This is a genomic window from Candidimonas nitroreducens, from assembly GCF_002209565.1.
In the GTDB taxonomy this organism is placed as follows: domain Bacteria; phylum Pseudomonadota; class Gammaproteobacteria; order Burkholderiales; family Burkholderiaceae_B; genus Candidimonas; species Candidimonas nitroreducens.
The window spans coordinates 267997-287762 of record NZ_NJIH01000007.1 but is presented as its reverse complement, the minus strand read 5'-3'; the positions used below and the strand labels follow the sequence as shown (position 1 = coordinate 287762).

Genomic DNA, 19766 nt, shown 5'->3' with positions numbered 1-19766 from the left:
TAGCCACACGCCCAAACAGTGATGGCAACAACGGGGAGACAACCCATGCATCGAAACAGGCGCAACATGATGACGGCCCTGGCCGGGCTGACGCTCGCCGGGGTGATGCCCGCGCGCGCAGCCAACTGGCCCCAGGGCCCCCAGACTTTCGTGGTTCCCTACACGCCCGGCGGCGGCACGGACATGCTGGCGCGCGCCCTTGGGCAGACGGTGGGGTTGAAGCTGGGCACGTCCGTGATCGTCGACAACCGCTCGGGCGCCGGTGGGAACATCGGGGCAGCGCTGGTTGCCCACGACAACAGCAATTCCAAGTGGCTATTCACGACCAATTCCATTGCCATTAGCGCGTCCCTGTACAAAGGCTTGAATTACAGCATCGAGGGCGACTTGGTGGCCGTCTCGATGATCACCAAGTCGCCCCTGCTGCTGGTCGTGCCGGGCTCCGGCCGCATTCGCACCTTGGAGCAGCTCATCGAATTGTCCAAGGCCAAGCCGGACGGCCTGAACTACGGGTCGACTGGGGTGGGCTCAGTGACCCATCTCGGCTCTGCGCTGCTGGTCAAGACCTTAGGTATCAAGGCATTGCATATCCCATACAAGGGCGCTAGCCAGATCACCACGGCGCTGCTTGCCAACCAGATCGACTTCGCCATGATCGGCACGCCTGGCGCCGTGCCGTCGCTTCGCCAGGGAACTCTGCGGCTGCTGGGGGTCATGGGCGACTACTTGCCACCGGGCATTGCCGAGGCGCCGCTATTGTCGAAGCAGTATCCCGAACTGCACGTGGAGATCTGGCAAGCGGTGTTCGCGCCGAAAAGCATGCCGCGCGCAGCCGTGCAGCGCATGCACACCGAAGTGCAGGCAGTCCTGAAAGACTCCAGCGTCGCGCGAACCATCGCTGCGGATGGGGCTGTGCCCTTGACACTGTCGCAGGCGGGCTCGGCGAAGTTCATCGCGGAGGACATCGAGCGGTACCGCAAGATCCTCGCCGTCCTGAAGCTCGGCGCAACATAGGGATGAGGAGTTGCGAAGTTCGGCTCTACATCATGAATGGGGGGCAGCGGCATTCATTATTTCACGCGTTCGTGAGTGTTTAGTGAGAGCCACTGATCGAGTGGCATTCTAAAAACCAGAAAGCTCGTTACTGCTCGTTTGGCATTGAGGCCGAGCGAAGGGACGATTCTTGCGCTCCGTTGACGCCCGTGGACGGGGAGATGACCTGTGTGTCCGAGCTCCTCTGTGTATACGAAGAGCATGGAGGGGCATCAATGGGTTTACGCTGGGCGCGTAGGCTGCTGATCTATCTCGACCGTTACGGGCCCGTCTTGAATACCGAGGTTGATGTCGATTCTGGGCCGCATGCCTATCCCCCCTTGTCGGATTACGGAACGCCAGCAAGCCGTCACATCGAAGCGGCGCTTCCCCCGATCAGGCTTATCGCTTATGGCGTAATGTCGCCGGTGGCCCTCTGCGCGCTTCTCGTGAACGCCTGTCGAGGGGGGAGTGCCGATCTCAGTCGCGAACTTTGATCACCAGCTTGCCCTGAAGGTGGCGCGCCGCGCTGATCCGAATGGCTTCGACGGCGTCGGACAGTGCATATTCTTTAATAGGGGGTACGGCGATGGCACCGGCTTTATGCAGCTCCATAATGCGCTCCAGGGGAGCGCGCGCCCGAGTGGCCGCGGGGCGTAGCGATGTCACGTCGCTGCGTTCGGGCGTGGGGGCCTGCGCCCCGGAAGCGATGAAGGCTGCGCGTCCGCCCGGCTTGAGCACCTTGAATGAACGCAAAGCAACGTCGCCGCCCACAGTGTCGAGCACCGCATCGCAGCCGCTGACGACAGTGGTGAAGTCAGTAGTGGTGTAGTCGATGACCTGATCTGCACCCAGCGAGCGCAGATAGGGCTGGTTCGGCCCGCTCGCCGTAGTGATGACACGAGCGCCCAGGTGCTTTGCGATCTGGATGGCAATGCTGGCAACGCCGCCCGCACCACCCTGGATAAGGATGGTTTCGCCAGACTGGAGCTTCAAGCAATTTTCGATTGCCGCTGTTGCGGTCAGGCCAATGAGAGCCAGGGCCGCGGCATTGACGTGAGACAGTCCTGCCGGCTTTTTGGCAATAATTGCTGCGCCAACAACGATCTTTTCTGCGTAAGTCCCATTGCGCCCCGCCTCGAGCACGCCAAAGACTTCGTCGCCGACTTTGAGATCGTCGACGCCAGTTCCGACTGCGCCGACCACGCCCGAGAAGTCGCGACCGATGATTACAGGAAACGTGAATTGGTTGCCTCGACTAGCGTAGGTGCCGGCACACACTTTCCAGTCGGCTCCATTGACACTGGCCGCGTGAACCTCGACGAGCACCTGGCCGGGGCCAGGCGCTGGATCTGGCAGATCTCCGAACTGGACGACTTCGGGCCCGCCGAATTGCTCGATATAAATAGCTTTCATGGTCTCGTGTTCCTTTTGCCGTTGTGCTGGGTGGGGTTCTAGCCTGCACAGCCCAGAATATCAAAAAGCCAACTTCGAGAAGCTGGCCTAAGTATCTGATTTTACCTGGGACACGATCCCAAAGCGGGCGTAAACCAGCATGAATAAAGAACCTTTTCAGAAATGACGAAATCCGAGGGAACAGTTTAGGTAACAGCTCCGATAGATGTAAATACTGAGCCTGTAGCACCTGAGTGTCAACGACTAGAGCATATCTTTAATTGTACTCCATTTGGAAGTACAATAATCTATCTATTCCGGGAGGTTTGCCATGTCCAGCACGGTAGAAGCAAAAGATGATCGGCTTCAGGTACGCCTGAACGCCGAGGCCAAGGCCGTGCTTCAACGCGCGGCGCACTACCGTCATAAGACGGTGAGTCAGTTCGTGCTGACGACGGCTTTGGCCGAAGCCGAAAAGGTTATTCGCGAGAACGAAGCCGTTGCGCTGTCAGCGGCAGATTGGAAGGTGTTTTATGACGCTTTGAGCAGTCCCCCCGCACCCAATGCCGCGTTACGTAAAGCGTTTGCCAAGTATCAAAAGGCGAGTGAATGACGGTCATGCCATCATCATGGCAGGTCTTGGCGCTTGATAGCAAGATACATGATCGCACCGCTTTCTCCTGTGGTGCTGCTGAACTTGACCGCTACCTTCGAGAACATGCCTCACAGGACATCAAGCGTGATGTCGCTCGTGTCTTTGTAGCCGTGCGGCCGGAAACCACAACAATCTGCGGCTATTACAGCCTGAGCGCGACCAGCTTTCAGCGGGATGAAATGCCTGTGGAGCAGGCCAGGAAATTGCCGCGCTATCCTGTTCCGGCTGTTCTGCTCGGTCGCTTGGCCGTCGATCATGATGCCCAGGGATCTGGCTTGGGCGAGTTCCTGCTCATGGATGCGATGTATCGCACGTTGCTTGCAACACAAGTGATGGCGGTACACGCTATGGTCGTGGATGCAAAAGACGCTGCTGCCGCCAAGTTCTATCGCAAATACGGGTTTATTGATTTTCCGAACAATACCCAGCGGTTGTTCCTGCCGATGGCGACGATACGTCAATTGCAGGATTCTTGAACTCGGGTATTTCTGGCTGCTGCTGTCTCACACTCGCGAACCGCGTGGCGGGCTACAAGAAGCCGGATATAGCCAGGGAGGCCGGGCAACGACAGGGCTGCGTCTGCCTGGACGCGGCCCAATATGCGCCGCCGCGCGGCGAAAGACGGTTATTCGCCGGACAAGTCCGGCAGGACGGACTCGTAATCCTGTCCGCCATAGAACACGCCGATGATCGACACGGCTTCGATATCGGGCTCTATCATGAAGGCAATCACGGCATTGTGCCGATAATTCGTGATGCGCAGCCCCGGCAGAAGATCGTCGCGCGGGATGCCGCGTTGCGGAAACGTCGTCAGGCTCTCGCAATAGGCGACGATGGCATCGACGTAGCGGGCGGCCGTACGCGGCGAGCCGGCGTGCGCAATGTACGTTTCGATGGCGTCGAGCTGCGCCAGCGCTTGCGGCGCAAACCGCACGGCATAGCTCACTCCGTCTTGCTCGCGCGGCTGCGGCGCTTCGCGGCCAAGTGCTCGAGCACCTGATCGGCTGACAGCGCACGCTCGGGCGCGTCTTTCAGTGCCTGGGCCGCCGGGACGACCTGCTCGCGCAGCCAGGCTTCCACGGCGCGATCGCGGGCCAGGAGCGTGCGCAAGCCGTCGCGGATGACCTCGCTTTCGGTGGCGTACTCGCCAGCGGCAACCTTGGCCTTGACCACATCGGCCATTTCGTTCGGCAAGGTAATGCTGAATTGTTGAGTCGAGCGCATGGTGGCTCTCTTTCGGAAAGTGTAGGATTAAATCCTACGCTTTTTGCATGCGGCTAGCAAACCGCGCACTTGGCCTAAAAGTTCCGTGGCTTCTCCCTTGGCGACGAGTTCGGCCTTCAACTGTGCGATGGCCGCCAGCACGTCATCCAGCGCCAGCGCCTGCATCGCGGATTGACGGGCATGCTGCTCGCCCAGGCTTTGTTCGTCATAGCCTGGGCGAGCAGGCTCCAACTGCGGGCGTAGTCTTGAATCACGCTCAGCACGGCCTGGCCGTCGTGGGCGATCAAGTCCCGATTGGCCAGTGTGCGCGACAGCAGCTCGACGGCCTGTCCAAACTCTACGCCGCGTTCTTGCAGGCGCCGCTGATTGAGCGTGTAGCCATCGACCAGATGCTGCTTGGGGGTGCGGGTGGCCCATTGGCGAAACTGCGTGGCACGCGCCGAACTGACCCGGTAGCCCACTGAGATAATGGCGTCCAGGTTATAGTGCTTCAGCCGCCGTCTCACGCGGCGTGCGTCTTCCTCCTGAACGACCGAGAAATCCTCGGTAGTTGCTGCTTCCTCCAATTCCGCCTCGGCGTAGACGTTCTTCAGGTGCAGGCTGATGTTGTCGGACGATGTATCAAACAGCGCCGCCATCTGTCGTTGCGTCAGCCACATGCCCTCATCCCCCGAAAATGGGGAAGAGCCAAACAAAAAGGCCAACTCCGAAGAGTTGGCCTAAGTGTTTGATTTTACTGGTGGCCTGGGGCGGAATCGAACCACCGACACGCGGATTTTCAATCCGCTGCTCTACCAACTGAGCTACCAGGCCAGAGAAAGGCGAAATCATACACGAAAATCATGGCCCTTGCTGTTCGCGAGCCCGTCCCTATATTAATCTTGTGTGCCTGGCGGCGCTCTCCGAGGGGTTGTGTACAGGTCTCCAGGCCAAGGGTTTGGCGGAATATAGTAAGTGCCCGCTACCGGGAAGCGGGGTGGGGCTCATAGCCTGCGCTGGTGCGCTGGCCTACGACCTTTTGGCCAGGAAGTAAGGGCCATACCGATGCGATGGCGAAAGCCGTACCACCGGGCTTGGAAGGAGAGGCCGGCCGCCGCCCCAGGCGCCTGACTACCAAAATCTCCACAATGTTTCCATAGGTTTATAATCCAGGGTTGTCTGGGCCAGGCTCACCAAGCGCCTTGCCCGTATCGCTTCTTGTGGTGGGGCACCCCCATCTTGTGAAATCCATGTCCGTCGACGTCCTGACTTTCGGTTTGAATCACGTCTCCGCCCCGGTGTCGGTGCGCGAGCGCGTGTCCATGCCGCTCGAGGTGCTTCGGCCGGCGCTCGACGGGCTGCGCTCGGCTTTCGGGCCGGCGGTCAAGGAAGCGGCGATACTTTCCACCTGTAATCGCACCGAGATCTACTGTGCGGCCGAGCCGCAGGTGTCCGAGCAGTTGCCCGCCTGGATGGCGGATTTCAACCGGCTTGAGGCCGGCAGTCTGCGTCCGCACCTGTATCAATATCAGCAGAACGAGGCCGTGCGCCATGCGTTCCGGGTCGCCAGCGGGCTGGACTCCATGGTGCTGGGCGAGCCGCAGATATTGGGCCAGATGAAAGAGGCCGTGCGCGCCGCCAATGAAGCGGGCGCGCTGGGCACCTTGCTGCACCAGTTGTTCCAGCGTACGTTCTCGGTGGCCAAGGAAGTCCGCTCGCAGACGGCGATCGGCGCGCATTCGGTGTCCATGGCTGCCGCCGCGGTGCGCCTGGCCGAGCGCGTGTTCGGCGACTTGTCTCAGGCCAATGTGCTGTTCATAGGCGCGGGCGAGATGATCGAGCTTTGTGCCACGCACTTCGCGGCGCTGACCCCCAAGCAGCTGATGGTGGCCAATCGCACGCTGGAACGGGGCGAGCAGTTGGCCTCGCGCTTCATGGCCAAGACCATGAAGTTGTCGGATTTGCCCGAGCGCCTGGCGGAATTCGACGTCATCGTATCCTGTACGGCAAGCTCCTTGCCCATCCTCGGCCTGGGGATGGTGGAAAGGGCTACGCGCCTGCGCCGCCACCGCCCCATGGTGATGGTCGACCTGGCCGTGCCGCGCGATATCGAGACCGAAGTGGGGCGCCTGGGCGATGTCTATCTGTATACGGTCGACGACCTGGGCCGCATGGTGCAAAGCGGCACCGACGCGCGCCGCGCGGCGGTGGTGCAGGCCGAGGCCATCATCGAGACCCGGGTGCAGAATTTCATGCACTGGCTGCACAATCGCGAGATTGTGCCGGCCATCGTCGATCTGCACCAGGCCGCCGACCAGGTGCGCTTGGCGGAACTGGAACGAGCCCGCCGCATGCTGGCGCGCGGCGAGTCGGCCGAGCAGGTGCTCGAGCAGCTGGCCCATGGCCTCACCCAGAAGTATCTGCACGGCCCGCTGGCCACGCTCAATCAAAGCCAGGGCGCCGAGCGCGAGCAGTTGCTGGCCTTGCTGCCGCGCCTGCTGCCCAACGCCCAGAACCGGCGTTAGCTGCGCTCACCGCGCCGTCGGCGCCGGTCGCCCGGTTGCCGGCATTCCTGTAGGTTTCGCCTAGTCTTGTTTCCCCTCTCTTTGTCTTTCCCGATGCTATGAAAAGTTCCGTGCGCAACCGGTTGGAGCAGCTTGCCCGCCGCCTGGTCGAAGTCGATGCCATGCTGGCTGAGCCGGACATCGCCGGAGATATGGAACGCTTTCGCAAGCTGTCGCGCGAGCGCGCCGAGCTGGATCCGGTGGTGCAGGCCTTCAATGCTTATGTCGGTGTCGAGGGCGACGTGCAGGCGGCGCAGGAAATGCTGGGCGATCCGGAAATGAAGGCGCTGGGCGAAGAAGAGCTGCGTATCGGCAAAGAGCGGCTGGAAAACATGGACGAGCAGCTCAAGGTGTTGTTGCTGCCGCGCGACCCGGACGACAGCCGCAGTGTGTTCCTGGAAATCCGCGCCGGTACGGGCGGCGATGAAAGCGCCTTGTTCTCGGGCGACCTGCTGCGCATGTACATGCGCTATGCCGAGCGGCAGCGCTGGCGGGTCGAGCTGCTGTCCGAAAGCGGCTCGGAACTGGGCGGCTACAAGGAAGTGATTGCGCGCATCGAGGGCGACGGGGTATATGGGCGGCTGAAGTTCGAGTCGGGCGCGCACCGGGTGCAGCGCGTGCCCGAGACCGAGGCGCAGGGCCGCGTCCACACTTCGGCCTGCACGGTGGCGGTGCTGCCCGAGGCCGATGAACAGACCGACATCGTGATCAACCCCTCGGACTTGCGCATCGACACGTTCCGCGCCAGCGGCGCGGGCGGCCAGCACATCAACAAGACCGATTCGGCGGTGCGTATCACGCACCTGCCCACCGGCCTGGTGGTGGAATGCCAGGACGACCGCTCGCAGCACCGCAACAAGGACAAGGCCATGCAGGTGCTGGCGGCGCGCCTGAAGGACAAGCAGCAGCGCGAGCAGCACAATAAAGAGGCGGCGCAGCGCAAGAGCCTGGTGGGTTCGGGCGACCGTTCCGAGCGCATCCGCACCTACAATTTCCCGCAGGGGCGGGTGACCGATCACCGCATCAACCTGACGCTGTACAAGCTGCAGCAGATCATGGACGGCGACCTGGACGAGCTGACCGGCGCGCTGCTGGCCGAGCACCAGGCCGAGCAGCTTGCGGCCCTGGGCGAGGAATGAAGCAGACCGTCAGGGCGCTGATGGCCGTCAGCGGCCTGCCGGGGCTGGAAGTCCGCATGCTGCTCGAGCACGTGCTGCAAGTGCCGCGCGCCTGGCTGATCGCCCATGACGACGAGCCCCTGGCGCCGCAGGCGGTGGCGCGCTACTTGGATCTGGCGCAGCAGCGCCGCAACGGGCGGCCCATGGCCTATTTGCTGGGGCGGCGCGAGTTCATGGGCCACGAATTCACGATTACCCCCTCGGTGCTGATCCCGCGCCCCGACACCGAGCTACTGGTGGAAGTCGCGATCGAGGCGCTGGGCGGCAGTGAAGCGCCGCGTGTGCTTGATCTGGGCACGGGCAGCGGCTCCATCGCCGTGTCCGTCGCGCTGGCCTGCCCGGGCGCGCAGGTGGTGGCCACCGATGCCAGCGCGGCCGCGCTGGAAGTGGCCGCCGGCAATGCGCAGCGCCTGGGGGCGCGGGTCGAGTTCTGTTCCGGCGACTGGTACCAAGCCCTGGCTGCCGGCAGGGTTTTTGACCTCATCGTCTCGAATCCCCCCTATATTGCGCGCCATGACGCGCATCTGGCGCAAGGGGATTTGCGCTACGAGCCGCAAGCGGCGTTGACCGACGGAGCCGACGGCCTGCGGGCGCTGGCCGCCATCGCGGCCGGCGCGCCGGAACGCCTGGCGCCGGGCGGACAGCTATGGATGGAGCACGGCTGGGATCAGGCGCAGGCGGTGCGCGGCCTGCTGGCTGCGGCCGGCTTCGGGCGGATTGCCAGCCGCAAGGATCTGGCCGGCATCGAGCGGGTGTCCGGCGGCTCTATAATCAATTGACCATAGGGCTGGTGCAGGCTTCGCCGTTCAGGGCGGGGCCGGGCCAGCCGGCTGAAACGCCATACCGTATTTCAGTGGAAATTCACTTACCAGCAAGCGAGAGCATCATGAGCGACGTGCAAGAGTTCATCCGTAATACCGTGACCGAGAACCCGGTCGTGCTGTTCATGAAGGGGACGGCGCAGTTCCCGCAGTGCGGCTTTTCGGGCCGCGCCATCCAGATCCTGAAGGCCGCCGGCGTCACCAAGCTGGTGACCGTCAATGTGCTGGAAGACGACGAGGTGCGCCAGGGCATCAAGGAATATTCCAACTGGCCGACCATCCCGCAGCTGTACGTGGGCGGCCAGTTCATCGGCGGCTCCGACATCCTGGCCGAAATGAGCGAAAACGGTGAACTGCTCACCACGCTCAAAGAGGTCGGCGCGCTTGCCTGAGGCCATGGCGGCCGGTAGCGTGGCCCTGGCGGGCGGCCGCTGCCCATGACCGCGCGCCGTCGGCTGGTAATCGGCGTCACGGGGGCTACGGGCGTCATCTATGCGCAGCGCATGCTGCAAGCGCTGCGCGGCTTGCCCGAGGTCGAATCGCATCTGGTGATTTCCCCGTCGGGCGTATTGAACATCAAGTACGAGCTGGGGCTGGGGCGGGCCGACCTGCACGCGCTGGCCGATCACGTCTATAGTTTTCGCGACGTCGGCTCGGCGCTGGCCAGCGGCGGCTTCGCCACGGCCGGCATGGTCATCGTGCCCTGCTCGATGCGCACGCTGGCCGCGGTGGCCCACGGCCTGTCGGACAACCTGATCACGCGCGCCGCCGACGTCACCCTGAAAGAGCGCCGGCGCCTGGTGCTGATGGTGCGCGAGACGCCGCTGAACCTGGCGCACTTGCGCAATATGACGGCGGTTACGGAAATGGGCGGCATCATCTTCCCGCCGCTGCCGGCCTTCTACCATCACCCCAAGACGCTGGACGAGATGGTCGACCACACCGTCGCCAGGGTGCTGGAGCTGTTCGACATCGCCGTGCCCGGCCCGCACTGGGAAGGCATGCAGGGCCCGGGCGGCTGACGGGCCCCGCGCCGGCATTATCGCGGCCGCGGCGCTGATGCCCGTACCGGCCGCTTCCGGGCTGTCACCCAGACCGTCATTCAGCGGGCCGCTTGCCCCATCCTGCGGCGGTTCGTGTTCACCCTACGCCGCCGGTGTCTGCCCCGGCGCGGGCACGATGCCGGCGACTTCGCGCAGCGAATCCACTACACGCACATCGGCCGGCGAGGCATAGCCGCGCTTGTCGCGGCCAAAATGCACCACGGTTTGCGGGTAGGGCATTTCGATGCCGGCCGCGTCGAAATACTGCTTGACCCGGCGATTGAAGCCGCGCTGCACCGCCCATTGGTTGCCCGGCGTGGTCTTGATCAGCACGCGGATGGTGAAGCCCTTCTCGGTCAGTCCGGTGACGCCGGGGATGTCGATGTCCCCCAGTATTTCCGGCGCCAGCACCGGATCTTGCATCAGGTCGCGGAAGGCGTTCTCCAGCTGCTTGATGGCTTCGTCCACGCTTTCGCGGTGCGCGATGTTGTATTCGCCGTAGTGATAGCCGTAGTCGCGCGTGTGGTTGGTGAGACGGTCTATGGTCGAGAAGGGGATCAGGTGGTAGCCGCCGTCCAGCGTGCGTATCACCACCGAGCGTATGGTGATCTTCTCCACGGTGCCGAACAGGCCGCACAGTTCGACCACGTCGTTCTGATTCATGCCGTTTTCCAGCTGGATGAAGACGCCGGTGATGACGTCCTGCACCAGCTTCTGCGCGCCGAACCCTATGGCCAGCCCCGCCACGCCGGCGCCGGCGATCAGCGGCCCGATGTTGATGCCGATCTGCGACAGCACGATCAGCAGCGTCATGGTGGCGATGATCACGGCGGCGGCATTGCGGAACAGCATCAGCAGGGTCTTTTCGCGTTCGCTCGGGCGGCGGCCGCCCGAGGCACCCAGCCGGTGCTCGATGATGCTGGCGAGAATAGTCCATGCCAGGGCGGCCAGCACCAGAATGATGCCTACGTGCAGCAGCATGGCGATCGCGGCGTGGCCGGACTCCGACTCGACCCAGGCCACCAGGTTGAACGCATGCCACGCGTCCAGCACCACCAGCGTCGCCAGCAGCAGGATCAGCAGCCGCAGCGTCTTGAGCAGGGCCGGTACGTAGGCATTGATCCGGTCTTCCAGCAGGGGCAGGGTGCGGCGCCATTCGTCGGGCAGGCGTATGCGGCGCGCCAGCAGCGAGGACAGGATGACCGAGGCCAGCAGGCCCAGCAGTATGGCGGCCAGCGACTGCACGGTGGCTCGCGTCATGAAGGCCAGCGCCTCTTGTTGGTGGATCTGGCTGACGACGAACAGGGTCGTGAAGTAGGCCAGTGCAATGTAGTGCCAGGTGCGCGCCAGCACCCGGGTCAGGGTGCCGAACACCGCGGCACTGGACTGTTCCGCCTGCTGCATCAGGCCGGCCCGGACCGCGCGGCGGTTTTTCCAGATGACCCGCATGGCGTGCACATAGACGAACAGCATGATAAGCAGGCCCAGCAGGCGGCCCACTGCGCTCGGGAACAGGGCGTCGGCCACCGGCACCACCAGCAGCAGGCCATAGCCGGTCAGCGAGATCAGCACCGCGAGCCAGCGGTTCCAGTAGCCGGCGGTGGGCGAGGACAGCGGCAGCAGCCGCAGCTTGGGATAGCGGGTGGCGAAGACGCCGCGCGACAGTGCCTTGACGCTTTCCACCAGCACGAAGGCAGTCAGGAACTGCACCGCGAACAGCGACAGCCCGGGCGCGGAGCCGGCCAGCGCCAGCACGGCGACGTAGGCGGCCAGGGCCGCCAGCAGCGTGGCGGCCAGGTCTATGACCAGTGCTGCGAGCACGCCCAGCAGCTTGCGGCCGGGAGCCAGCGCGGCGAAGCGCCGCAGGCGGCCGGAAGGGGCGCCGCCTGCGCTGCGTCTGCCGGGCTGGCCGGCCGCATCCGGAGCCTGGCCGGCCTGTCGCGCGGCTTGTGTCGGCGATGCCGCAGGCCCCGGAGTGGCGGGCGCAGCAGCGGCGGTCGCTGCGCTTGCCGCCGCTGTCGCAGCTGCGGCTTGCGCCGCGGGCTGTTCGGCGCTCAGTATCCAGGCGTCCAGGCGCGCAAAGCCGCGCCCCGCCGCGATGCGCAGGATCAGATAGGCGATCAGGGTGGCGATGATGGCGGCGGCCAGGAGGTTCAGGGCCGGCAGCCATTTGTTCAGGCTGCTGAAGTCGGCGTGGCCGCTGAGCAATGCTCGGGCCGCGGCCGCGGTGCCCGCGAGATTGCCGGCCAGCTCGTCCGTGAATCGTTCGATGCCGGTGGCCAGTTTCTGTGCGGTGGTGCCGGCGCCCGATCCGTCCGCGCGGCCGGCCCGCGATGTCTGGGCGGCCTGTGGCGGCGTGCCCGCGGCCGGGCTTGCCGTCCGGCCTGCCGGGCCAGAGGCTGGTGCCTGGTGCGCGGCCTGGTCTGGTGTCTGGCTCGACGCCTGGGCCGATGCGTGGTTCGAAGCCGGGCTGCGGCCGGCATGCGCTGCGGCCTGCCCATGCCCGGCGGCCAGGGTGCGCAGCTGTTCGATGATCTGCGCGCGGGTCTGGCTGTTTGCCAGCAGGTCGGCCAGGGCGGCATATGAGGGGGCGACGTCTTGCGGCGCGGGCGCCGGTGCCGCATCCGGCGCGCTTGCCGCCTGTGCCGCGGCCGCTTGCGCCGGGGAGTAGCCGGCGGGGCTGGCGCGCGCCGAAGGGGCCGCCCACGCGAGGGCGGCTAGCAGCGCCAGAATTATTGCTATTGTGCAGTGCTGTAGATATGTGGACGGGGTGCTCGTGTCATGGTTTTGAGTCATGTCTACGATCACTAATTCTTCCTCCTGATTGGGGTTTGGCGGCGGAACATGCTTGGCTCGGCTTGTCGTGGCCGCCGGCTCGGGCGGCCGGGTTGCGGCGCCGCTTTGATGAGCGGCGATGGGTCGCGCGCACCGGCATGCCGGTAGGGGCCGCAGGCCCCGGCGCGGTGGCTTCAGCTACAGGGTAACACCGTGGCTCCGGTGCTGTCAGGCGGGAAGGCTTTGCGGCAGCATTTCTTTTATACGGATTCGCGATCAAAAAATAAGGGCGTTGCCGTACTTTTCGTATTGTTCTCCGGCTTCGCGCCTTGTGCTCTTTTTGATCGCAAGCCGGTATTGGGGTAACAGGCTCTGTGTACGGGCCCCAAGCCCTAGCGCAGATCGGTCATCATCACCACGCGCCGCGGGCGCGTGCCGCTGTCTTCGGCCGCTGCTGCTTGGCTGGCAGCAGCGGCATCGCCATCAGATGCGAGCCCATCGTGTTCTTGCGCCTGCCAGCTTGCCGGCAGGTCGGGGTAGGCTTCCTGGTCGAAGGCGGTGTCGCCGTTGGCATCGGCCACCCCCGAGGCTTGCAGGCCGGCAAAGTCGATCAACTGCCTGTCCATCAGGTGCGTGGGCACCACGCGCGATAGGGCGCCGAATACGTTCCACGAGCGTCCAGGGAACTTGCGATCCCATTCGGCCACCATGCGGGTGACTTCCTTGCGCTTGAGGTTTTCCTGCGAGCCGCACAGATTGCAAGGGATGATGGGGAACTGCTTGAGCTGCGCGTAGGCGATCAGATCCTGTTCGGGTATGTAGGCCAGCGGCCGGATGACGACGTGCTTGCCGTCGTCGGACACGAGCTTGGGCGGCATGGCCTTCATGCGCCCGCCGTAGAACAGGTTCAGGAAGAAAGTGCCCAGGATGTCGTCGCGGTGATGGCCCAGCGCGATCTTGGTGGCACCCAGCTCGGAGGCGACGCGGTACAGGATGCCGCGGCGCAGGCGCGAGCACAGCGAGCACATGGTCTTGCCTTCCGGAATGACGCGGGTCACCACTGAATAGGTGTCCTGCGTTTCAATGTGGAAGGGCACACCCAGGGCCGTCAGGTAATCGGGCAGTACGTGTTCGGGAAAGCCCGGCTGCTTCTGGTCGAGATTGACGGCGATGATGTCGAACTTGATGGGCGCACGACTCTTCAGTGTCAGGAGGATGTCCAGCAGGCTGTAGGAATCCTTGCCGCCCGACAGGCACACCATGACCTTGTCGCCGTCTTCGATCATATTGAAGTCGTTGATGGCGCGGCCGGTTTCGCGCATCAGGCGCTTGGAAAGCTTGTTGGCGTCGACACGCTGCTTGTGGGCGCGGCGGCGCAGTTCGTCGGGGCCGAGTACGGCGGAAGTAGGAGCTGGGGCTTGCATAATAACTAGCGACTGCGTAACTAGCGGCTGCGTTCGATTTCGATGCCTACGGCTTCGCAGTCGGAAAAGGCCAGGGGCTTGCTGATGCGGATTTTAACCCGGCGCACATCGGGGAACTCGCGCATCAGGCGATCCGCGACCTGTTCGATCAGGGTCTCGAGCAGGTTGACGTGCCGTTGCGTGCATTCTTCGACGATGGCATTGCGCAGCAGGCGATAGTCGAGCACGGTGCTGATGCGCTGGTCGTGCACCTGCTGCGTGACCTCGACGTCGAACTCTGCATCCACGTGCAGGGGCTGGGTGGCTCGCAGTTCGTGCTCGAGGATGCCGATGCGCGAATCCAGGGCGAGCCGGTTGAAGAAAATGCGGCGGGTAGGCATGGAGGTTTCCTAGTGCTGGTGTGTGGATTGTAGTGCTCGTCTCCAGGCTGGCTACAATTCCCTTGATTGAATACGGAAACCATAACGCGCAATGCTTGAGCAGAACATTGAGCAGAACAAGGTATACGATGCGGCCATCGTCGGGGCGGGCCCCGCGGGGGTGTCATGCGCCGTGTGGCTGGCACGCCTGGGGCTGGCCCCCGTGCTGCTGGACGCGGCCGCCGAAGTGGGCGGCCTGTGCCGGCGCAACCCTTTTCCCGAAGACTGGAATGCCAGCCTGCCGGGCGTAAGCGGGGCGCAGGTGGCCGACAATCTGGCGCGCAGCCTGGAGCTGGCCGGGGTGCCGCTGCGCTTGTCCTGCCGCGTGCATAGCATACGGCGGGAAACAGGGCCGCGGGCTGGGCAGGAAGCAGGGCGGGAAGCAGGACAACAGACGGGACAGCAGCCAGGAGAGCCGGCAGGAGAACAGGTCTGGCAGGGCGGGGCGGCTTTCAAGGTGGCCTGTGGCGCAGACTCGACGCTGTTGTCCTGCCGCCATGTGGTGCTGGCCTCGGGCGTGCGGGCGCGTGGCCTGGCCAGGGCCGAACTGGCTCCCGCGGGCCGCATCCTGACGGGCCCGGGCGAGCACATCGTGGCGCAGGATTTCCGCGGCCTGCGCGTGGCCGTGCTGGGCGGCGGCGACAATGCTTTCGAAAACGCCCTATACGTGGCCGAGCGCGGGGCGGCGAGCGTGCGCGTGCATGCCCGCAGCGTGCGTGCCCAACAGCAATTCGTGCGCCGCCTGGCGCCATCGCAGCTTGCCGTGGGCCCCTACACAGTGGATCCGGCCTCGCTATCGGTCGACGGCCGGGTCTACGACATGCTGCTGGTGTTCTATGGCTGGGAGCCTTGCGTGGATTTCACCGAAGGGCTGGATCTGCGCCGCACCCCCGCCGGCTTCGTCGCCAGCGATGCCGCTACCGCGCAGACCAGCTGTGACGGCGTCTACGCGATAGGCGAGGTGACGCAGCGTCAGCACCCTTGCGTGGTCACGGCCTTGGCCGACGGCGTGACGGCCGCCAAGGCCATACAGGCGCGCATCGAGCACGCCGGGCGCCCTTGGGTAGAATGGGGTTCTTCATCTGTTGGCCCGGAGGCCTCATGGACACCCCACACCTCGTTCACTTGATCTTCGTCGGTGTCATCACCCTCGCGATTCTCATTGGAATGGGTGTTTGGTTGCGAAAGTCCTACCCCCGCAGTTGGTGGATTCAACTGGTCATTTTCTTTGTGATCATGATTCTGGCTGGCGGGAAGTTCTCGTTTCGATAAATCGCCGGCCCGCTGGGTGCGGGCGGCGTCATCGCGCAGCGACTAGGCCAGGAAAGCGGCCTTTCTTCCTTGCCCGGCTTATGAGGCCACGGGTCGTCAGTGCTCTGGCCGCGGATCTGCCTGCGCAAAGCTCAGCTCGCATTCCGTAGGCGCGGGCGCCCGCAAAACGGCCGTATAGGCGCGCAGTTCGTCGCCGCGAAACACATGCATTTGCACGCTGTCGCCCGGCCGGTAGGCGCATAGCAGCGCATCGAGTGTGGCGGGTTCCCCCACCCGCAGGCCGCCGATCGCCACCAGCAGGTCGCCGGCGGAAAGCCCGGCGGCGTGGGCCGCGCCGTTTTCGTAGACCGTGGCGATCTGCGTCTGGCCGTTCTGGCTGCGGGTGCGGATGTCCAGCGTGGGCGTGTCCGAGGGCGCTTTCCAGGCCATGGCAATACCCTGTTGCGGCAGCAACTGTTGCAGCGGTACGTCTTCGCGGCCTTCCACACAGCGTTCGATGAAGTCGGCCACGTTTACACCGGTGGCCTCGCGCACCAGCCTGAGCATGGCGTTTTCCGGCAGCCCGCGTCCGGCGCCGCTGCGGTAGAAGTCGCGGCCGTAGCGTTCCCAGAGCAGGCGCATGACGTCGTCCAGCGTATGCGCGCCGGCGGTCTCGCGGCGGATCAGCAGATCCAGCCCCAGCGCCACCAGCGAACCCTTGGTGTAGTAGCTGACCAGCGCATTGGGCGAGTTCTCGTCCTGCTTGTAGTAGCGCGTCCAGGCGTCGTACGAGCTTTCCGCCACCGACTGTTTGTGGCGGCCGCTGCCGCGGTGCACGGCGCTGATGGTCTTGGCCAGCATGCGCAGGTAATCGTTGCGGCCTATGACGCCCGAGCGCAGCAGCATCAGGTCATCGTAGTAGGACGTGAAGCCTTCGAACACCCACAGCAGCCGGGTATGGTTCTCGCGGCTGAGATCGTAGGGCGCGAAGGCGGCCGGCTTGATGCGCTTGACGTTCCAGGTGTGGAAATATTCGTGGCTGAGCAGGCCGAGGAAGGTCTGGTAGCTTGCGCCGGGCTCGCTGCCGATGGTGGGCAGGTCGCGCCGCGCGGCCATGAGTGCGGTCGAGGCGCGGTGCTCCAGGCCGCCGTAGCCGTCGGCGGTGACCTGCGTCATGAATACGTAGTGGTCGGACGAGTCGAGGAACGGGGCGCGCTTGCTGGACGGCTCGAACAGGGCGATCTGTGCGGCGCAGATCTTCTGTGCGTCGCGCGCGATGCGCGCCAGATCGAGGTTCGGCGCGGCACCGCTGAATACCAGTTCGTGTTCGGCGCCGTGCGCCCGGAAGCGCACTACTTGCGGGGTGCCGATCTCGACCGGGTGGTCGATGAGCGCGTCGTAGTCGGGGGCGCGGTACATGCCGAAACCGTGGCGCCGGGCGGCTTCGGGATGGCCGTCGGCAGCGGGCAGGCTGGTGTATACCTTCCAGTCGCGGCGCTGCGCAGGGGGCTCGATACGCAGCAGGCAGGGCTGATCGGCCTGGCCTTCGACGGCGAGGAACAGGCTGGCGCCGTTGAAGAATGCATGCGACTGATCGAAGTGCGCACCGCGCACGGAAAGATCCCAGGCATAGACGGTGTATTCGACCACCAGCGGCCCGCGGCAGGGTTCGCAGCGCCAGCTGTGGTTGCCGACCTTGCGCACCGCCAACTGACGGCCGCGCCGGCCTCCGGCGCCTGCGCTCTGGCCATTCGCGGCCCGGCCATTTGCGGCCCAGCCATTCACGGCTCCGTCATTCGTGATCCGGCCTCTGGTGGCGCGCAATGTTTCGACCTGGCGCGAGAAATCTCGAATAAGATAACTGCCAGGAATCCAGGCGGGCAGGCTCAGAGTCTGCCCCTTGGGGTCGGGATGCAGGATTTCCAGCCGCACGGTATAGCGGTGTCCCGCGGGGTCGTGCATGCCCAGGCTGTAAAGTATCGATTCTTTTTTCATCGCAATATCTTACCCTTACCCGTGCAGGAGACGACATGAACGCACCCCTGGTAAAAATCGAGACGCGCGGCCGCGTGGGCCTGCTGACGCTGGATCGCCCCAAGGTTCTGAATGCACTGAGCAACGAGGTCATCGACGAGCTGGCAGCGGCCATGCAGGCCTTCGATGCCGACGACGCTATCGGCGCCATGGTTCTCACGGGCAGTGAAAAGGCCTTTGCCGCGGGGGCCGACATCGCCGCCATGAAGGGCTGGACTTTCCAGGACGTCTATACCCAGGACTTTCTGGGCCACAACTGGGAAGCGCTCAAGCGCATACGCAAGCCCGTCATTGCCGCGGTGGCCGGCTACGCGCTGGGCGGCGGCTGCGAGCTGGCCATGCTTTGCGACTTCATCATCGCGGCCGAAAATGCACGTTTCGGCCAGCCGGAAATCAAGCTCGGCGTGATCCCCGGCTATGGCGGCACACAGCGCCTGCCGCGCGCGGTGGGCAAGGCCAAGGCCATGGATCTGGTGCTGACCGGCCGCATGATGGATGCGGCCGAGGCCGAACGCAGCGGCCTGGTCTCGCGCGTGGTGCCGGTCGAGCGCGTACTGGACGAGGCCATCGAGGCGGCCACGATCATTGCTTCGATGTCGCTGCCTTCCGTGTTGATGGCCAAGGAGTGCGTGAGCCGCGCCTACGAGTCAGGCTTGAACGAAGGGCTGCTGTTCGAGCGGCGCAACTTCCACGCGCTGTTCGCCACGGAAGACCAGAAGGAAGGCATGTCCGCCTTCACGGAAAAGCGCAAGCCGGACTTCAAGCACCGCTGATTCCCGCATAGCGCAGCTGGCGCGGCCGCATGGGTTGTTTTCCGAAGCACTGCTTCCCTATGGGCGGCGTGCGGGTGTTCTCGCGGGCGCGGGCGGGCCGCCGTTGTTTATATGCCAATCCGCCCTGCGGCGTTTCGCCGGATGCTGGCTGACAAGTTGCTTAGCGTTTTAAATCCACGCTATACTCTTATAGTTTGACGCGATGGATACAGATTGATGCATCCAAGAGCGCTTTGCTTGTGAAATCGGCTTGTGAGGCCAGCTAGTGAAAACCGCGATGGTGTGTTGACGCAACAGCGGGCAACAGCGGCGGATGTAATAGCAACGCAGCACAACGGTACAGCAGAAGCGGCGTAGCGGAAGTATTGCAACAGCAGCAACAGAAGTACGGCGCTGGCAACGGCGAGCGAACGCAACAGCGGAAAAGGGTAGCGGGAAGTATTAGGCGGGCTCACCCGCAGGCGGCGGCCAGTTGGCCGGGCGCGCGGTGGGTGTGAACGGCGAAAGTGCAGGCGAAAGTTCAGGCAAGAAGCAAGGTGCCCGGCCAGGGAGAACGGAACCGCTGACCGGCGGGCCCGACAGAGATGCGAGGGCGCGAGCCATAGCGGGATCAGATACGGAATCTAGGCCAGGCACATCCGGCCACAGTGAAAGCGCGGGTTTGCATCCGGCTTTCGGGCTAGAAGGGAAGCGGTCGCTCCCGGTAGCCGAAGCAGAGGCCAAATCCGAGCTAACTGAAGTCGAACGTACCGCCCTGGTAATCGGGGCCGGGCGCGGGGTAGTGCGGACTTTGCTGGCTCAGGCGATTATGGGGCTGCTGGCTGTGGCGGTGTGCTGGGCAGTAGCCGGGCCGGCCGCAGGGTGGTCTGCCCTGATCGGCGCGGGGGCGTACTTTGCCCCCAACGCCCTGTTCGCCGCGCGCTTGCTGTTGGGCCTGTATGGGCCCGGCAATGCCAGCCCGCTGACGTTTTTCCTGGGAGAGGCGTTCAAGCTGGGCGCCACCCTGGTTCTGCTGGCTGTGGCGGCCCACTGGGGCCGCGGCTGGCTGGTCTGGCCGGCGCTGCTTGCGGGGCTGGTCTGCGTATTGAAGGGCTACATGCTGTTGTTCGTGTGGCGCCGGCCCTAGCGGCGCCGGGAAACAGAATTTCGAGCCTCGTGCTCACAGGTATAACTACAGGCTAACAGAAAGTAAGGGTACA

Annotated in this window: 19 protein-coding genes and 1 tRNA gene; 11 read left to right on the top strand and 9 right to left on the bottom strand. The window is 64.3% G+C overall.

From position 1 onward, the window contains the following. Positions 1-45 precede the first annotated feature (45 nt). A complete protein-coding gene (locus CEY11_RS13400; RefSeq protein WP_158215309.1) occupies positions 46-1014 on the top strand; it encodes a Bug family tripartite tricarboxylate transporter substrate binding protein in 969 nt (322 codons plus the stop codon). A gap of 498 nt (positions 1015-1512) precedes the next feature. Here the strand turns inward: CEY11_RS13400 and CEY11_RS13395 are convergent, their stop codons facing one another. After that, entirely contained in the window at positions 1513-2448 is a 936-nt protein-coding gene (locus CEY11_RS13395) for an NADP-dependent oxidoreductase (RefSeq protein ID WP_088603901.1), read from the bottom strand. Between the two features lie 310 nt (positions 2449-2758). Between CEY11_RS13395 and CEY11_RS13390 the strand changes: the two genes are divergently transcribed. Continuing rightward, the gene (locus CEY11_RS13390) at positions 2759-3040 is read left to right on the top strand and encodes a type II toxin-antitoxin system TacA family antitoxin (RefSeq protein WP_088603900.1); all 282 of its coding nucleotides are present in this window, start codon (positions 2759-2761) and stop codon (positions 3038-3040) included. Then, positions 3037-3558, top strand: coding sequence for a GNAT family N-acetyltransferase (locus CEY11_RS13385; RefSeq protein ID WP_088603899.1), 522 nt, complete (start codon positions 3037-3039; stop codon positions 3556-3558). The genes CEY11_RS13390 and CEY11_RS13385 overlap by 4 nt, the downstream gene beginning before the upstream one ends. A 149-nt stretch (positions 3559-3707) precedes the next feature. Here CEY11_RS13385 and CEY11_RS13380 read toward each other — a convergent pair whose 3' ends face one another. From CEY11_RS13380 to CEY11_RS13365, 4 genes are all read right to left on the bottom strand, one after another. Next, entirely contained in the window at positions 3708-4028 is a 321-nt protein-coding gene (locus tag CEY11_RS13380; protein ID WP_088603898.1) for a type II toxin-antitoxin system RelE/ParE family toxin, read from the bottom strand. Next, positions 4025-4306 (bottom strand): ribbon-helix-helix domain-containing protein, encoded by a 282-nt coding sequence (locus CEY11_RS13375; protein ID WP_088603897.1) that lies wholly within the window; start codon positions 4304-4306, stop codon positions 4025-4027. The genes CEY11_RS13380 and CEY11_RS13375 overlap by 4 nt, the downstream gene beginning before the upstream one ends. A gap of 116 nt (positions 4307-4422) precedes the next feature. Beyond that, positions 4423-4965, bottom strand: a complete 543-nt coding sequence (rhuM, locus tag CEY11_RS13370) for a RhuM family protein (protein ID WP_233154866.1) — start codon at positions 4963-4965, stop codon at positions 4423-4425. Between the two features lie 78 nt (positions 4966-5043). Next, positions 5044-5119: transfer RNA gene (locus CEY11_RS13365), tRNA-Phe, on the bottom strand. A gap of 416 nt (positions 5120-5535) precedes the next feature. Here CEY11_RS13365 and hemA point away from each other — a divergent pair. From hemA to CEY11_RS13340, 5 genes are all read left to right on the top strand, one after another. Next, positions 5536-6810, top strand: a complete 1275-nt coding sequence (hemA, locus tag CEY11_RS13360) for a glutamyl-tRNA reductase (RefSeq protein WP_088604033.1) — start codon at positions 5536-5538, stop codon at positions 6808-6810. A gap of 98 nt (positions 6811-6908) precedes the next feature. Beyond that, positions 6909-7988 (top strand): peptide chain release factor 1, encoded by a 1080-nt coding sequence (gene prfA / locus CEY11_RS13355; protein ID WP_088603896.1) that lies wholly within the window; start codon positions 6909-6911, stop codon positions 7986-7988. Next, positions 7985-8806 (top strand): peptide chain release factor N(5)-glutamine methyltransferase, encoded by an 822-nt coding sequence (prmC, locus tag CEY11_RS13350; RefSeq protein ID WP_088603895.1) that lies wholly within the window; start codon positions 7985-7987, stop codon positions 8804-8806. Before prfA ends, prmC begins: the two co-directional genes overlap by 4 nt. 107 nt (positions 8807-8913) lie before the next feature. Beyond that, positions 8914-9240, top strand: a complete 327-nt coding sequence (gene grxD, locus CEY11_RS13345) for a Grx4 family monothiol glutaredoxin (RefSeq protein WP_088603894.1) — start codon at positions 8914-8916, stop codon at positions 9238-9240. A gap of 45 nt (positions 9241-9285) precedes the next feature. After that, a complete protein-coding gene (locus CEY11_RS13340; RefSeq protein WP_088603893.1) occupies positions 9286-9870 on the top strand; it encodes a UbiX family flavin prenyltransferase in 585 nt (194 codons plus the stop codon). A 123-nt stretch (positions 9871-9993) separates the two neighbouring features. On the opposite strand, the gene CEY11_RS13335 is transcribed toward CEY11_RS13340, so the two are convergent. The 3 genes from CEY11_RS13335 to folB form a co-directional block, all read right to left on the bottom strand. Next, entirely contained in the window at positions 9994-12687 is a 2694-nt protein-coding gene (locus tag CEY11_RS13335) for a mechanosensitive ion channel domain-containing protein (protein ID WP_088603892.1), read from the bottom strand. Between the two features lie 371 nt (positions 12688-13058). Beyond that, a complete protein-coding gene (gene ttcA, locus CEY11_RS13330) occupies positions 13059-14090 on the bottom strand; it encodes a tRNA 2-thiocytidine(32) synthetase TtcA (protein WP_088603891.1) in 1032 nt (343 codons plus the stop codon). Positions 14091-14110: 20 nt separating this feature from the next. After that, on the bottom strand, positions 14111-14470 hold the full coding sequence (folB, locus tag CEY11_RS13325) for a dihydroneopterin aldolase (RefSeq protein ID WP_088603890.1): 360 nt from the start codon (positions 14468-14470) through the stop codon (positions 14111-14113). Positions 14471-14561: 91 nt separating this feature from the next. Between folB and CEY11_RS13320 the strand changes: the two genes are divergently transcribed. Next, on the top strand, positions 14562-15638 hold the full coding sequence (locus CEY11_RS13320; RefSeq protein ID WP_088603889.1) for an NAD(P)/FAD-dependent oxidoreductase: 1077 nt from the start codon (positions 14562-14564) through the stop codon (positions 15636-15638). Between the two features lie 239 nt (positions 15639-15877). Here CEY11_RS13320 and CEY11_RS13315 read toward each other — a convergent pair whose 3' ends face one another. Beyond that, positions 15878-17761: a M61 family metallopeptidase gene (locus CEY11_RS13315; RefSeq protein ID WP_408608128.1), complete on the bottom strand. Its 1884-nt coding sequence runs from the start codon at positions 17759-17761 to the stop codon at positions 15878-15880. A gap of 29 nt (positions 17762-17790) precedes the next feature. Between CEY11_RS13315 and CEY11_RS13310 the strand changes: the two genes are divergently transcribed. Continuing rightward, on the top strand, positions 17791-18567 hold the full coding sequence (locus CEY11_RS13310) for an enoyl-CoA hydratase (RefSeq protein ID WP_088603887.1): 777 nt from the start codon (positions 17791-17793) through the stop codon (positions 18565-18567). Positions 18568-19054: 487 nt separating this feature from the next. Then, positions 19055-19693 (top strand): ATP synthase subunit I, encoded by a 639-nt coding sequence (locus tag CEY11_RS26105; RefSeq protein WP_408608127.1) that lies wholly within the window; start codon positions 19055-19057, stop codon positions 19691-19693. Positions 19694-19766: the final 73 nt, after the last annotated feature.